We start from the raw sequence: 12,688 nt of genomic DNA, 5'->3' as shown, positions 1-12,688 counted from the left end.
TGTCCTTTTTCGTTAAAGGCCCCCTGATACTGTTGCAGCACTGAAAGGAGAGCATCATGGGATGGCTTATTTTCCTCATCATTGCGGTCGCCGTTGTAGCCGGAGTGATCTGGGCCAGGAGGAACTTCCGGCACGAGATTGACCGCGCGAAGCGCATCAGCAGGGCCAACAGGAACCAGTAGCCGGAACGCCGGAACAGGGGTGCAGGGAGCCCTTACTCCTACTTTTCGGTATGCCTAAATCTGCGCTATCCTCGTTGTACTGACGCCCGCGACGACGAGGACACGTGATGGCTGCTTCAACGATGACGGCGAAAACCGCCACCCCGGGCATCTGGTCGCGCCTCCTGTTGCTCGGCCCGGCGTTCGTCGCCGCCATCGCATACGTGGATCCAGGCAACGTCGCCGCCAACCTGACCGCCGGCGCAAGCTTTGGGTACCTGCTGGTCTGGGTCCTCGTGGCCGCCAACGCCATGGCCGTCCTGATCCAGTACCAGTCGGCCAAGCTTGGGCTCGCCACCGGCATGAGCCTGCCCGAGATCCTTGGCCAGCGCCTGGGGACCCGGGGCCGCCGTGCCTTCTGGGTCCAGGCGGAGGTGGTGGCCGGTGCCACTGACATGGCTGAGGTGATCGGCGGGGCAGTGGCCCTCAACCTGCTGTTTGGCCTTCCTCTGCTCCAGGGCGGAGTGATCATCGGGCTGGCCTCCATGCTGTTGCTGGCATTGCAGTCACACCGCAGCCAGAAGGCCTTCGAACTCGCCATCCTGACCCTGCTGGGGGTCATCGCCGTCGGCTTCGTCTCGGGATTGTTCGTCAAGCCGCCCGACGGTGGCAGTGCGCTGGCCGGGCTCGTGCCGCGGTTCGAGGGAACGGACACCGTCCTGCTCGCCGCCAGCATGCTCGGCGCCACGGTAATGCCGCATGCCATCTACCTGCATTCGGCCCTCGCCCGGGACCGCCACGGATTTTCGCCGGACCCGCTGGTCAGGACGCGGCTCATCCGGGCCACCCGCGTGGATGTTGCAGGCGCCCTGCTGCTGGCCGGAATCGTCAATATCGCCATGCTGCTGCTGGCTGCCTCCAGCCTCCGCGGTGTGGAGGGGACCGATACCATCGCCGGTGCACATGCCGCCGTCACGTCGGCACTCGGGCCGGTCATCGGCGTCGTCTTTGCCATCGGCCTGCTGGCCTCGGGACTGGCGTCCACCTCGGTGGGCTGCTACGCCGGCGCCACCATTATGGGCGGACTCCTTAAGCTGCGGGTGCCTCTGCTGGTCCGCAGGACCCTAACCCTGGTCCCGGCACTGGTGGTCCTGGGGGCGGGTGTCGAACCTACGCTCGCGCTGGTCCTCAGCCAGGTGCTGCTGAGTTTCGGCATCCCATTCGCGCTGATTCCGCTGATCAGGCTGACCGGCAGCCGGAAGGTGATGGGCATCCATGCCGATTCGAAGCCCCTGCGGATCGCAGGGTGGACCAGCGCCACGCTGATCATCGGCCTGAATTGCGTCCTGATCTTCCTGACGGTGCTCGGCGGCTAACGGCCCCGGGCTGCCTCTGTCAGTGCGGTGCCTACTCCTGGCCGGGGCGACGGGCGCGGGAGAGTGCCTGGTACCAGTAGAAGGAGCGCTTGGGCGTCCTTTCCAGGGTGTCAAAGTCCACGTGCACCAGGCCGAAGCGCTGGGAGTAGCCGGCGGCCCACTCAAAGTTGTCCATCAGCGTCCATACGTAATAACCGCGCAGGTCCACGCCCTCGGCTATCCCGCCGGGTGCGGTGGCCTCCAGGGCAGCTCCGAGGTGGGAGGCCAGGTATTCCACGCGCTCGGCGTCCTCCAAGGTCCCCGAAACGGTGTCCGGCTCAGGAAAGCTGGCGCCGCCCTCAGTGATGTATACCGGAGGGAGGGCGTCGCCATACCGGTCCCGCATCTCCTGCAGCAGCACCCCCAGATGCCCGGGCGCCACAGGCCAGCCAAACCCCGTGCTGCCGTATTCCGGATAGCCCTCCTCGTGGAACGGCAGCTTGGCAAGCTCCTTGTGCATGTCCGCGGGCAGGGGAGTGATGCCCGGCCCCAGGGCAACCTTGACTGGGAAATAATAGTTGAGCCCATAGAAGTCCAGCGGCTGGTGGATGGTCCGGAGGTCGGCGTCGGAAATCCTGCCAATGAAACGCAGCCAGGGTCTTGCGTACAACGGCAGGGACGGGTACCGGCCCAGCAGCACGGGATCGGCATAGACCCTGTTCGCCAGCAGATCGTAAAGGTTCGCCACGAGCCGGTCGCCGAGCCTGCGCGTGGCAGGCCTTACCGGCGAATGCAGGTTGGTCAGGCCGACCTCTCCCTTGACGCCAGCCGCCCGCAGCGCCTGCACGCCGAGCCCGTGCGCCAGGAGCTGGTGGTGGATCGAGGGAAGGGCGTCGAACATCAGCCGGCGGCCCGGGGCGTGCACGCCCAGTGCATACCCGTTCAGTGTGACCGATACGGGCTCGTTGAGGGTCACCCACTGCGCCACCCGGTCGCCGAAACGTTCGCCCGCCGCCTTGGCATAGTCGCCGAACCGTTCCGCCGTTTCCCTGTTGAGCCAGCCGCCCCGGTGTTCCAGCGGCAGGGGTGTGTCCCAGTGGTAAAGGGTGGCCATGGGGGAGATGCCGGCCTCAAGGAGCTGGTCGATCAGGCGGTCGTAGAAGTCCAGTCCCTCGGCGTTGAAGGCACCCTGGCCGCCCGGTTGGATGCGCGGCCAGGAAAGGGAGAACCGGTAGGAGTCAACGCCCAGCTCCTTCAGCAGTGCCACGTCCTCAGGCAACCTGTTGTAGTGGTCGCACGCCACGGCAGGGGAGTGGCCGTCCAGAATTGCGCCCGGCTTCTCTGCGAAGGCATCCCATCCCGACGGTCCACGGCCCCCTGCCTTGAGTGCGCCTTCGATCTGGAACGCCGCTGCCGCGACACCAAGCGTGAACGACGGCGGTACGCGTCGGGCCAGTTCAGTCACCGATTCGGTGCTCTCCAGGGTCATGCCCCTATCATCCAGCCGGGTCCCCGTCCGCGGCAATGCCCCCGGAGGGCCGGGAACCGGAGCCGATTCGCATCTGCCGTGGATTTCCGGCATACTAGATGAGTTGTTCAAGCGCTTCTTCGCGTCCCGATCCGGATAATGCCGGGTGCAGGGTCCAAGCTGAAGACCAAACATAACCCACCCCCAAGGAACTGCGGATTTATATGTGCGCCCAGCGCGACACGCCCGACCGCGGGGGTCGGTTACGCCGGCAAGGTGAGGAACCCGGATTCATCCGGATTCAGTTTGTGCGGCGGATGGTGGTTACGACCTCAAATGCTTCGGCAGCCATACAACGAGTAAGTGAACAGGGCAGCCCTAAACCGGGGAAGCACAGACTGAAAGAGAGTCAGGCGACATGGCGGGACAAAAAATCCGCATCCGGCTGAAGTCATACGACCACGAGGTCATTGACGTTTCAGCACGGAAGATCGTTGAGACGGTCACGCGCGCAGGCGCAACGGTAGTTGGCCCCGTGCCGCTGCCTACGGAGAAGAACGTGTACTGCGTAATCCGCTCTCCGCACAAGTACAAGGACAGCCGCGAGCACTTCGAAATGCGCACGCACAAGCGTCTTATCGACATCATCGATCCCACGCCGAAGGCCGTCGACTCGCTCATGCGTCTCGACCTGCCGGCTGACGTGAACATCGAAATCAAGCTGTAGGGAGGTGCTGAGAAACTATGACCGCAACCCGTAACGTAAAGGGCCTGCTGGGCACGAAGCTCGGCATGACCCAGGTCTGGGACGAGAACAACAAGCTCATCCCCGTCACTGTGGTCCAGGCAGACTCGAACGTCATCACCCAGCTGCGCAACGCAGAAGTTGATGGCTACGTCGCCGTTCAGATCGGCTACGGCCAGATCGATCCCCGCAAGGTCACCAAGCCGCTGGCTGGTCACTTTGAGAAGGCAGGCGTCACGCCTCGCCGCCACGTCGTCGAACTCCGTACCGCAGATGCTGCAGAGTACGAGCTGGGCCAGGAACTCTCCGTAGAGCTCTTTGAAGCCGGCCAGAAGATCGACGTCATCGGCACCACCAAGGGTAAGGGCTTCGCCGGTGTTATGAAGCGTCACGGCTTCCACGGCGTTGGAGCTTCCCACGGTGCCCACAAGAACCACCGTAAGCCCGGTTCAATCGGTGGCGCATCCACCCCGAGCCGCGTCTTCAAGGGCATGAAAATGGCCGGCCGCATGGGCGCCGTTCGTCACACCACGCTGAACCTCACGGTCCACGCGGTTGACGTCGAGAAGTCGCTGCTCCTGATCAAGGGTGCCGTCCCCGGCGCCCGCGGCCAGGTCGTCTTCGTACGTACCGCCGTGAAGGGAGCCTAGTTCAATGGCTAACACTGTCCAGGTTGACCTGCCTGCAGAGATCTTCGACGTTCAGACCAACGTGCCGCTGCTGCACCAGGTTGTCGTTGCCCAGCTCGCTGCTGCCCGCCAGGGAACCCACAAGACCAAGACCCGCGCTGAAGTTTCCGGTGCAGGACGCAAGCCGTTCAAGCAGAAGGGCACCGGCCGCGCCCGTCAGGGTTCCATCCGTGCTCCGCACATGACCGGCGGTGGCATTGTCCACGGTCCCACCCCGCGTGACTACAGCCAGCGGACCCCCAAGAAGATGATTGCTGCTGCACTGCGCGGCGCACTGTCTGACCGGGCCCGCAACGGCCGCATCCACGTTGTCTCCGAGCTGGTTGCAGGCGACAAGCCGTCGTCCAAGACTGCCCTGGCGACGCTTCGCGGCGTTTCCGAGCGCAAGAACCTGCTGGTCGTCATCGAGCGGGACAACGACGTTGCTGCACTGTCCGTGCGCAACCTCGCCGGCGTTCACGTTCTGTACGCAGACCAGCTGAACACCTACGACGTTCTCGTTTCCGATGACGTTGTCTTCACCAAGGCTGCTTACGACGCATTCGTTGCCGCGAAGGCAGCAAAGAACGAGGAGGATGCCAAGTGAGTGCAGCCACCATCAAGGATCCCCGCGACGTCGTGCTTGCACCCGTCGTGTCGGAAAAGAGCTACGGCCTGATCGACGAGGGCAAGTACACCTTCCTGGTGGACCCCCGTTCGAACAAGACCGAGATCAAGCTGGCCGTGGAGAAGATCTTCTCCGTCAAGGTCGAATCGATCAACACCATCAACCGTGCCGGTAAGCGCAAGCGCACCAAATTCGGATGGGGTACCCGCAAGAACACCAAGCGTGCGATTGTCACCCTCAAAGAAGGCACCATCGACATCTTCGGCGGTCCGCTCGCGTAGCGGAGACCACTTTAACGAGGAAATAAATTATGGGAATCCGTAAATACAAGCCGACTACCCCGGGCCGTCGTGGCTCGAGCGTAGCGGACTTCACCGAAATTACGCGGTCGACGCCGGAAAAGTCGTTGGTACGTCCCCTCCCGAAAAAGGGTGGCCGTAACAACTCCGGTAAGATCACGACCCGTCACAAGGGTGGTGGCCACAAGCGCCAGTACCGTCTGATCGACTTCCGTCGCCACGACAAGGACGGCGTCAACGCCCGCGTTGCTGAAATTGAGTACGATCCGAACCGCACGGCTCGCATCGCCCTCCTGCACTACGTTGATGGCACCAAGCGTTACATCATCGCTCCCAACAAGCTCTCCCAGGGTGACGTTGTCGAGGCAGGTGCCGGTGCTGACATCAAGCCCGGTAACAACCTGCCCCTGCTCAACATCCCGGTAGGTACCGTAATCCACGCAGTTGAACTGCGCCCGGGTGGCGGCGCCAAGATGGGCCGCTCCGCCGGCGCATCGATCCAGCTCGTTGCCAAGGAAGGCCGCTTCGCCCAGCTGCGTCTGCCTTCCGGCGAAATCCGCAACGTTGACGTGCGCTGCCGCGCAACCGTCGGCGAGGTCGGCAACGCCGAGCAGTCGAACATCAACTGGGGCAAGGCCGGCCGCATGCGCTGGAAGGGCGTCCGCCCGACCGTCCGTGGTGTCGCCATGAACCCGGTTGACCACCCGCACGGTGGTGGTGAGGGTAAGACGTCCGGTGGACGTAACCCCGTCAACCCGAACGGTAAGCGTGAAGGCCGCACCCGCCGCCCCAACAAAGAGAGCGACAAGCTTATTGTTCGTCGCCGTCGTACTGGCAAGAACAAGCGATAGGAGCCTGGACACATGCCACGCAGCCTGAAAAAAGGTCCTTTCGTTGACCAGCACCTCTTTGTGAAGGTAGCCAGGGAAAACGAAAAGGGCACCAAGAACGTCATCAAGACCTGGTCCCGCCGTTCGATGATCATCCCCGACATGCTCGGACACACGATCGCCGTACACGACGGACGCAAGCACATCCCGGTGTTTGTCACTGAGTCGATGGTCGGGCACAAGCTCGGCGAATTCGCTCCCACGCGGACATTCCGCGGCCATGTCAAGGACGACCGTAAGGGCAAGCGCCGCTAGGCGCCTGCGTTTACGTCAAAGACGAGAGAAGGAAAGCAATGGAAGCCAAGGCAATTGCGCGCCACATCCGCGTAACGCCTATGAAGGCCCGGCGCGTCGTCAACCTTGTTCGTGGATTGCAAGCGAATGAGGCTCTGGCAATTCTGAAGTTTGCCCCCCAGGCAGCTTCGGAGCCGGTATTCAAGGTAGTTCAGTCAGCAATCTCCAACGCCCGGGTCCTCGCGGACCGCGACGGCGTGGCGTTTGACGAAGGCGACCTCATCATCAGCGAAGCGTTTGTTGATGAAGGCCCGACCATGAAGCGGTTCCAGCCGCGTGCCCAGGGTCGTGCATTTCAGATCAAGAAGCGCACCAGCCACATCACCGTGGTAGTCGCTACCCCGGAGAAAGAGGAGGCTCGCTAAGTGGGACAGAAAGTAAACCCGCACGGGTTCCGACTCGGCATCACCACCGATCACGTATCGCACTGGTTCGCTGACAGCACCAAGGCCGGCCAGCGGTACAAGGACTTCGTTCGCGAAGACATCCGCATCCGCCAGCTCATGTCCACGGGCATGGAGCGCGCCGGTATCGCCAAGGTCGAGATCGAGCGCACCCGTGACCGTGTCCGCGTGGACATCCACACGGCCCGTCCCGGCATCGTCATCGGCCGCCGTGGAGCAGAAGCAGACCGCATCCGCGGCGAGCTCGAAAAGCTCACCGGCAAGCAGGTCCAGCTGAACATCCTCGAGGTCAAGAACCCCGAGATGGAAGCCCAGCTTGTTGCCCAGGGTGTTGCAGAGCAGCTGACTTCCCGCGTGGCATTCCGCCGTGCGATGAAGAAGGCCATGCAGTCCGCACAGCGTGCCGGTGCCAAGGGCATCCGTATCGCCTGCTCGGGCCGCCTGGGTGGCGCTGAAATGTCCCGCTCGGAGTTCTACCGCGAAGGCCGTGTGCCCCTGCACACCCTCCGCGCGAACATCGACTACGGCTTCTACGAAGCCAAGACCACCTTCGGCCGCATCGGCGTGAAGGTCTGGATCTACAAGGGTGACGTCACCGCCAAGGAACTGGCCGCACAGGCTGCCGCAGCACCGTCCCGCGGTGGCCGTGGCGAGCGTCCCGGCCGTCCGGGTGGCGCTGACCGTGGTGACCGCCGTCGTCGCAACGACCGCCCGGCCGCTGACGCAGTTCCTGCTGCCGAAGCCCCGGCAGCTGAGGCGGCTCCGGCCGCTGTAGAAGGAGGACAGGCTTAAATGCTTATCCCACGTCGAGTAAAGCACCGTAAGCAGCACCACCCGGGTCGTTCCGGCGCTGCTACGGGCGGCACCGAGGTTTCGTTTGGCGAGTGGGGTATCCAGGCTCTGAGCCCGGCATACGTTACCAACCGCCAGATCGAGTCCGCCCGTATCGCCATGACCCGCCACATCAAGCGTGGCGGTAAGGTCTGGATCAACATCTACCCGGACCGTCCGCTGACCAAGAAGCCGGCCGAAACCCGCATGGGTTCCGGTAAGGGTTCACCGGAATGGTGGGTCGCCAACGTCAAGCCGGGCCGGGTTCTCTTCGAACTCTCCGGTGTCAATGAAGAGGTAGCTCGCGAGGCCCTGCGCCTGGCAATCCACAAGCTGCCGTTGAAGGCACGCATTGTGCGTCGCGAAGGTGGTGAGTAGAAATGGCAGTAGGATCCAAGGATTTGGCTCCCGCACAGCTGGACGGTTTCGACAACGAGCGTCTCGTTGAAGAACTCCGCAAGGCCAAGGAAGAGCTGTTCAACCTGCGTTTCCAGTCCGCCACCGGACAGCTGGAGAACCACGGTCGCCTGCGCGCGGTAAAGAAGGACATCGCACGCATCTACACCGTTCTCCGCGAACGCGAGCTGGGCATTCGTGCCGAGGTTGCCGCACCGGTTGTGGAAGCCAAGGAAGAGAAGAAGTCCAAGAAGGCTTCAACCAAGAAGGCCGACAAGGCTGAAAAGGCTGAGACCGAGGAGGACGCCAAGTGAGTGAAAAGGACCAGAACGTGACCGAAACTGCTACCGAAGCCAAGGCTGGGCAGCGCGGTTACCGCAAGACCCGTCGCGGTTACGTGGTCTCCGACAAGATGGAAAAGACCATCGTTGTCGAGGTTGAGGACCGCGTGAAGCACGCACTGTACGGCAAGGTCATCCGCCGTACCTCCAAGGTCAAGGCACACGACGAAGAGAACACCGCCGGCATCGGCGACCTCGTTGTCATCGCCGAGACCCGTCCGCTGTCCGCCACGAAGAACTGGCGGCTCGTGGAAATCCTCGAAAAGGCCAAGTAGCACCTGCTGCTTTGCTGGAAGCCCCTGCTCCCTTTCCGGGAGCGGGGGCTTCCTCGCTTAAACGGCACGTCACGCTGTGCATCCTTTGGTGACAGCGGACGACGGCGGGGCCCGGCGTGGCGGGGGAGCGGCACCCTGGGTGGGACGAAAGGCTGCCCTGCGTGACGCCGTCGTCCGTCTTGCAGGGCAGGGGATGGTGGTGATATGGGGACCGGCGGAAAACGTGCTAAGATATTGAGTTTGTATGGCGCCTTTCGCGCGCCATCATCAACCTCGTAAACAAGCGTGCCACAGCATAGTGCCCCTGTGCGCCCGGGATCCGTCCCGGACCGGATGGGAGCAACTGCTTCTGGCACGGGCGTTTAGGCCTGGTCTGGCAAAATCCAGGCAGGTCAAGAGACACCCCGATCAACCGTTCCGCAAGGCTCATTCCGTAGCAAGATCACGGCCTGAGAACCGGCGCGACGCAAGGAGTAAATAGTGATTCAGCAGGAGTCGCGACTGAAGGTCGCCGACAACACGGGTGCTAAGGAAATCCTTACCATTCGCGTTCTCGGTGGATCCGGCCGTCGCTACGCAGGCATCGGTGACGTCATTGTCGCCACCGTCAAGGATGCAATCCCGGGCGGCAACGTAAAGAAGGGCGATGTGGTCAAGGCCGTCATCGTCCGTACCAAGAAGGAACGCCGCCGTGCGGACGGTTCCTACATCAAGTTTGACGAGAACGCAGCTGTGATCCTGAAGAACGACGGTGACCCCCGCGGTACCCGTATCTTCGGACCGGTTGGTCGTGAACTGCGTGACAAGAAGTTCATGAAGATCGTTTCTCTGGCTCCGGAGGTGCTCTAGTCCATGGCTGCAAAGATCAAGAAGGGTGACCTGGTTCAGGTCATCACTGGCGCCAAGGCTGAGCGCGGCGGCGACCGTGGCAAGCAGGGCAAGGTTCTGCGCGTCTTCACCGACACCAACCGCGTGCTGGTTGAAGGCGTCAACCGCGTCACCAAGCACACCCGTGTTGGACAGTCGCAGCGCGGCACCAAGACCGGCGGCATCGAGGTCGTAGAGGCCCCGATCCACATTTCGAACGTGGCCCTGGTTGACCCGTCGACCAAGAAGCCGACCCGTGTGGGCTTCCGCCTCGACACTGTGGAGAAGAACGGCGTCAAGAAGACCGTCCGTATCCGCGTGTCCAAGAGCTCCGGGAAGGACATCTAATGACTGAGACTCTCGAGACTCCGGCAACGAAGATCGTTCCTCGTCTGAAGACCAAGTACGCCGAAACCATCAAGGGCCAGCTCCAGGATGAGTTCAAGTACGCCAACGTGAACCAGGTTCCCCGTCTGGTCAAGGTTGTTGTGAACATGGGTGTTGGAGATGCCGCCAAGGACTCCAAGCTGATCGACGGCGCTGTCCGCGACCTCACCCAGATCACCGGCCAGAAGCCGCAGGTCACCAAGGCCCGCAAGTCGATCGCACAGTTCAAGCTGCGCGAAGGCATGCCCATTGGTGCACACGCAACCCTGCGTGGCGACCGCATGTGGGAATTCGTGGACCGCCTGGTCACCCTGGCACTGCCCCGTATCCGCGACTTCCGCGGCCTCAGCGGCAAGCAGTTCGATGGCAACGGCAACTACACCTTCGGTCTGACCGAACAGGTTATGTTCCACGAAATCGACCAGGACAAGATCGACCGCGTCCGCGGTATGGACATCACGGTCGTCACCACTGCCAAGACCGATGACGAAGGCCGCGCGCTGCTCAAGGCGCTTGGTTTCCCGTTCAAAACCGAAGCTTAATTAACTACGTAAAAGGTCCGGCCGCTCCGCTCCGCAAAGGACGGGACGGCGGAAACCGTTACGAGGAAGGGCATGAGCCCACATGACAATGACAGATCCTGTCGCAGATATGCTTACGCGCCTGCGTAACGCAAACTCGGCATACCACGACACCGTGTCTATGCCTTACAGCAAGCTCAAGGCACGCGTTGCCGACATCCTCAAGGCCGAAGGTTTCATCGCCGGCTGGAAGGAAGAGGAAGCCGAGGTTGGCAAGAAGCTGACCCTCGAACTCAAGTTCGGTCCGAACCGCGAGCGTTCCATCGCCGGCGTACGCCGCATCTCCAAGCCGGGTCTCCGCGTTTACGCGAAGTCCACCAACCTGCCTCACGTGCTCGGTGGCCTGGGTATCGCAATCCTGTCCACCTCTTCCGGCCTCCTGACTGACAAGCAGGCCGGCAAGAAGGGCGTGGGCGGCGAAGTCCTCGCGTACGTCTGGTAACGGGAAAGGAAGAGAATAATGTCACGTATTGGACGTCTCCCCATCACCGTTCCTGCCGGCGTTGAGGTCAAGGTTGACGGCTCTGTCGTCAGCGTCAAGGGTTCCAAGGGCGAGCTGAGCCACACTGTGGCCAGCCCCATCGAGGTTGCCCTGGAAGACAACACCCTGACCGTCAGCCGCCCGAACGACGAGCGCGCCTCGCGTTCGCTCCACGGCCTGACCCGCACCCTGATCGCCAACATGATCCAGGGCGTTACCGCAGGCTACGAGAAGAAGCTTGAAATCGTCGGTACCGGTTACCGCGTTCAGGCCAAGGGATCTGACCTTGAGTTCGCTCTGGGCTACAGCCACCCGGTCAACGTTTCGGCTCCGGCCGGCATCACCTTTGCAGTAGAGGGACCGACCAAGCTCTCTGTCTCAGGAATCAACAAGCAGCAGGTCGGCGAAGTTGCTGCCAACATTCGCAAGCTGCGGAAGCCTGACCCCTACAAGGGCAAGGGCATCCGTTACGCCGGCGAAGTCATCCGCCGCAAGGTCGGAAAGGCTGGTAAGTAACCATGGCCATCTCCATTAACAAGAAGCGTACGAACAAGAGCAAGGCTGCTGCCCGCAGCCGCCGCCAGCTTCGTATCCGCAAGCGCATTGCCGGTACGGCTGCCCGCCCCCGCCTGGTGGTCAACCGCTCTGCACGCCACGTATTTGTGCAGGTTGTCGACGACAGCATTGGCCAGACCGTAGCAAGCGCGTCCACTCTGGAAGCTGACCTCCGTGCATTCGACGGTGACAAGACTGCCAAGGCCAAGCGCGTCGGCGAGCTCGTTGCCGAACGTGCCAAGGCTGCCGGCGTCGAAGCCGTCGTGTTCGACCGTGGTGGTAACAAGTACCACGGCCGGATTGCCGCCGTCGCCGACGGTGCACGCGAAGGTGGGCTGTCACTGTGACCGAAGCAAACAAGGAAAAGGACACTGTGTCTGCAGATCAGAAGGCTCCCGAAGCCGCAGCTGCTGAGACCACTGCCCCCGCTGCCGAGGACCGCCGTGGTGGCGCCCGTCGCGGCGAGCGTGGCGACCGCGGCCAGGGCCGCGGCGACCGCGGTGGCCGTGGCGGCCGCGACGGTGGCCGTGAAGCCGAAAAGAACCAGTTCGTAGAGCGCGTTGTCACCATCAACCGCGTTTCCAAGGTCGTCAAGGGTGGTCGTCGCTTCAGCTTCACCGCACTGGTCGTCGTTGGTGACGGTAACGGCATGGTCGGCGTGGGCTACGGCAAGGCCAAGGAAGTTCCCGCTGCTATCGCCAAGGGCGTTGAAGAGGCCAAGAAGTCCTTCTTCCGCGTTCCCCGCGTTGGCAACACCATCCCGCACCGCGTTCAGGGTGAAGCCGCTGCCGGCGTCGTAATGCTGCGTCCGGCTTCTGCCGGTACCGGTGTTATCGCCGGTGGTCCGGTCCGTGCAGTACTGGAGTGCGTGGGCATCCACGACATCCTCTCCAAGTCGCTCGGTTCCTCCAACGCCATCAACATCGTCCACGCGACCGTTGATGCCCTGAAGCGCCTCGAAGAGCCGGCATCCGTGGCAGCACGCCGCGGCCTGCCGCTGGACGAAATCGCTCCGCCGGCACTGGTGAAGGCCCTCCTGGCTCCGAAGGCAGGTGTTTAGTC

21 protein-coding genes are annotated in these 12,688 nt (G+C 62.6%); 20 read left to right on the top strand and 1 reads right to left on the bottom strand.

Translation table 11 applies throughout. The features are described 5' to 3' along the window. Positions 1-56: 56 nt before the first annotated feature. Both ACTJK0_RS00585 and ACTJK0_RS00580 read left to right on the top strand, forming a co-directional pair. Complete coding sequence (locus tag ACTJK0_RS00585; RefSeq protein WP_440743871.1) at positions 57-182, top strand: hypothetical protein; 126 nt, start codon at positions 57-59, stop codon at positions 180-182. A gap of 107 nt (positions 183-289) precedes the next feature. Next, positions 290-1,537 (top strand): Nramp family divalent metal transporter, encoded by a 1,248-nt coding sequence (locus ACTJK0_RS00580; protein WP_440743870.1) that lies wholly within the window; start codon positions 290-292, stop codon positions 1,535-1,537. A gap of 31 nt (positions 1,538-1,568) precedes the next feature. On the opposite strand, the gene ACTJK0_RS00575 is transcribed toward ACTJK0_RS00580, so the two are convergent. After that, positions 1,569-3,005: a GH1 family beta-glucosidase gene (locus ACTJK0_RS00575; RefSeq protein ID WP_440743869.1), complete on the bottom strand. Its 1,437-nt coding sequence runs from the start codon at positions 3,003-3,005 to the stop codon at positions 1,569-1,571. A 397-nt stretch (positions 3,006-3,402) separates the two neighbouring features. On the opposite strand from ACTJK0_RS00575, the gene rpsJ reads away from it, so the two are divergent. From rpsJ to rpsE, 18 genes are all read left to right on the top strand, one after another. After that, positions 3,403-3,711 (top strand): 30S ribosomal protein S10, encoded by a 309-nt coding sequence (gene rpsJ / locus ACTJK0_RS00570; protein ID WP_003803825.1) that lies wholly within the window; start codon positions 3,403-3,405, stop codon positions 3,709-3,711. Positions 3,712-3,728: 17 nt separating this feature from the next. Continuing rightward, complete coding sequence (rplC, locus tag ACTJK0_RS00565) at positions 3,729-4,379, top strand: 50S ribosomal protein L3 (protein WP_110541328.1); 651 nt, start codon at positions 3,729-3,731, stop codon at positions 4,377-4,379. Positions 4,380-4,383: 4 nt separating this feature from the next. Continuing rightward, positions 4,384-5,004 carry a 50S ribosomal protein L4 gene (gene rplD, locus ACTJK0_RS00560; protein ID WP_043454595.1) on the top strand — a complete coding sequence of 207 codons (621 nt, stop codon included), beginning with the start codon at positions 4,384-4,386 and terminating at the stop codon, positions 5,002-5,004. Further along, complete coding sequence (gene rplW, locus ACTJK0_RS00555; protein WP_011692807.1) at positions 5,001-5,306, top strand: 50S ribosomal protein L23; 306 nt, start codon at positions 5,001-5,003, stop codon at positions 5,304-5,306. The genes rplD and rplW overlap by 4 nt, the downstream gene beginning before the upstream one ends. Positions 5,307-5,335: 29 nt before the next feature. Then, positions 5,336-6,175: a 50S ribosomal protein L2 gene (gene rplB, locus ACTJK0_RS00550; protein ID WP_159631363.1), complete on the top strand. Its 840-nt coding sequence runs from the start codon at positions 5,336-5,338 to the stop codon at positions 6,173-6,175. Between the two features lie 12 nt (positions 6,176-6,187). After that, positions 6,188-6,469, top strand: a complete 282-nt coding sequence (gene rpsS / locus ACTJK0_RS00545; RefSeq protein ID WP_003803803.1) for a 30S ribosomal protein S19 — start codon at positions 6,188-6,190, stop codon at positions 6,467-6,469. Between the two features lie 38 nt (positions 6,470-6,507). Continuing rightward, positions 6,508-6,873 (top strand): 50S ribosomal protein L22, encoded by a 366-nt coding sequence (gene rplV, locus ACTJK0_RS00540; RefSeq protein WP_009358304.1) that lies wholly within the window; start codon positions 6,508-6,510, stop codon positions 6,871-6,873. Continuing rightward, positions 6,874-7,704 (top strand): 30S ribosomal protein S3, encoded by an 831-nt coding sequence (gene rpsC / locus ACTJK0_RS00535; protein WP_110541326.1) that lies wholly within the window; start codon positions 6,874-6,876, stop codon positions 7,702-7,704. It begins immediately after the preceding gene. Beyond that, complete coding sequence (gene rplP / locus ACTJK0_RS00530; protein WP_015937848.1) at positions 7,705-8,121, top strand: 50S ribosomal protein L16; 417 nt, start codon at positions 7,705-7,707, stop codon at positions 8,119-8,121. 2 nt (positions 8,122-8,123) lie between these two features. Further along, the gene (rpmC, locus tag ACTJK0_RS00525; protein WP_018769136.1) at positions 8,124-8,453 is read left to right on the top strand and encodes a 50S ribosomal protein L29; all 330 of its coding nucleotides are present in this window, start codon (positions 8,124-8,126) and stop codon (positions 8,451-8,453) included. Continuing rightward, positions 8,450-8,755 carry a 30S ribosomal protein S17 gene (gene rpsQ, locus ACTJK0_RS00520; protein ID WP_043454607.1) on the top strand — a complete coding sequence of 102 codons (306 nt, stop codon included), beginning with the start codon at positions 8,450-8,452 and terminating at the stop codon, positions 8,753-8,755. Before rpmC ends, rpsQ begins: the two co-directional genes overlap by 4 nt. Before the next feature lie 480 nt (positions 8,756-9,235). Further along, on the top strand, positions 9,236-9,604 hold the full coding sequence (rplN, locus tag ACTJK0_RS00515; RefSeq protein WP_003803789.1) for a 50S ribosomal protein L14: 369 nt from the start codon (positions 9,236-9,238) through the stop codon (positions 9,602-9,604). A 3-nt stretch (positions 9,605-9,607) separates the two neighbouring features. Then, positions 9,608-9,970, top strand: a complete 363-nt coding sequence (gene rplX, locus ACTJK0_RS00510; protein ID WP_110541324.1) for a 50S ribosomal protein L24 — start codon at positions 9,608-9,610, stop codon at positions 9,968-9,970. Then, entirely contained in the window at positions 9,970-10,551 is a 582-nt protein-coding gene (rplE, locus tag ACTJK0_RS00505) for a 50S ribosomal protein L5 (protein ID WP_110541323.1), read from the top strand. Before rplX ends, rplE begins: the two co-directional genes overlap by 1 nt. 82 nt (positions 10,552-10,633) lie before the next feature. Next, positions 10,634-11,032, top strand: coding sequence for a 30S ribosomal protein S8 (rpsH, locus tag ACTJK0_RS00500; RefSeq protein WP_110541322.1), 399 nt, complete (start codon positions 10,634-10,636; stop codon positions 11,030-11,032). 18 nt (positions 11,033-11,050) lie between these two features. Then, positions 11,051-11,587, top strand: a complete 537-nt coding sequence (gene rplF, locus ACTJK0_RS00495) for a 50S ribosomal protein L6 (protein ID WP_110541321.1) — start codon at positions 11,051-11,053, stop codon at positions 11,585-11,587. Positions 11,588-11,589: 2 nt separating this feature from the next. Further along, a complete protein-coding gene (gene rplR, locus ACTJK0_RS00490) occupies positions 11,590-11,973 on the top strand; it encodes a 50S ribosomal protein L18 (protein ID WP_018769141.1) in 384 nt (127 codons plus the stop codon). Next, on the top strand, positions 11,970-12,686 hold the full coding sequence (gene rpsE / locus ACTJK0_RS00485; RefSeq protein ID WP_043454622.1) for a 30S ribosomal protein S5: 717 nt from the start codon (positions 11,970-11,972) through the stop codon (positions 12,684-12,686). The genes rplR and rpsE overlap by 4 nt, the downstream gene beginning before the upstream one ends. The last annotated feature ends 2 nt before the right edge of the window (positions 12,687-12,688 follow it).

The sequence above is a fragment of the Paenarthrobacter sp. 22069 genome (genome assembly GCF_052046035.1).
Lineage (GTDB): Bacteria > Actinomycetota > Actinomycetes > Actinomycetales > Micrococcaceae > Arthrobacter.
Note: the sequence above shows the minus strand (reverse complement) of the source record. Positions and strands in the feature narration are given on the sequence as shown.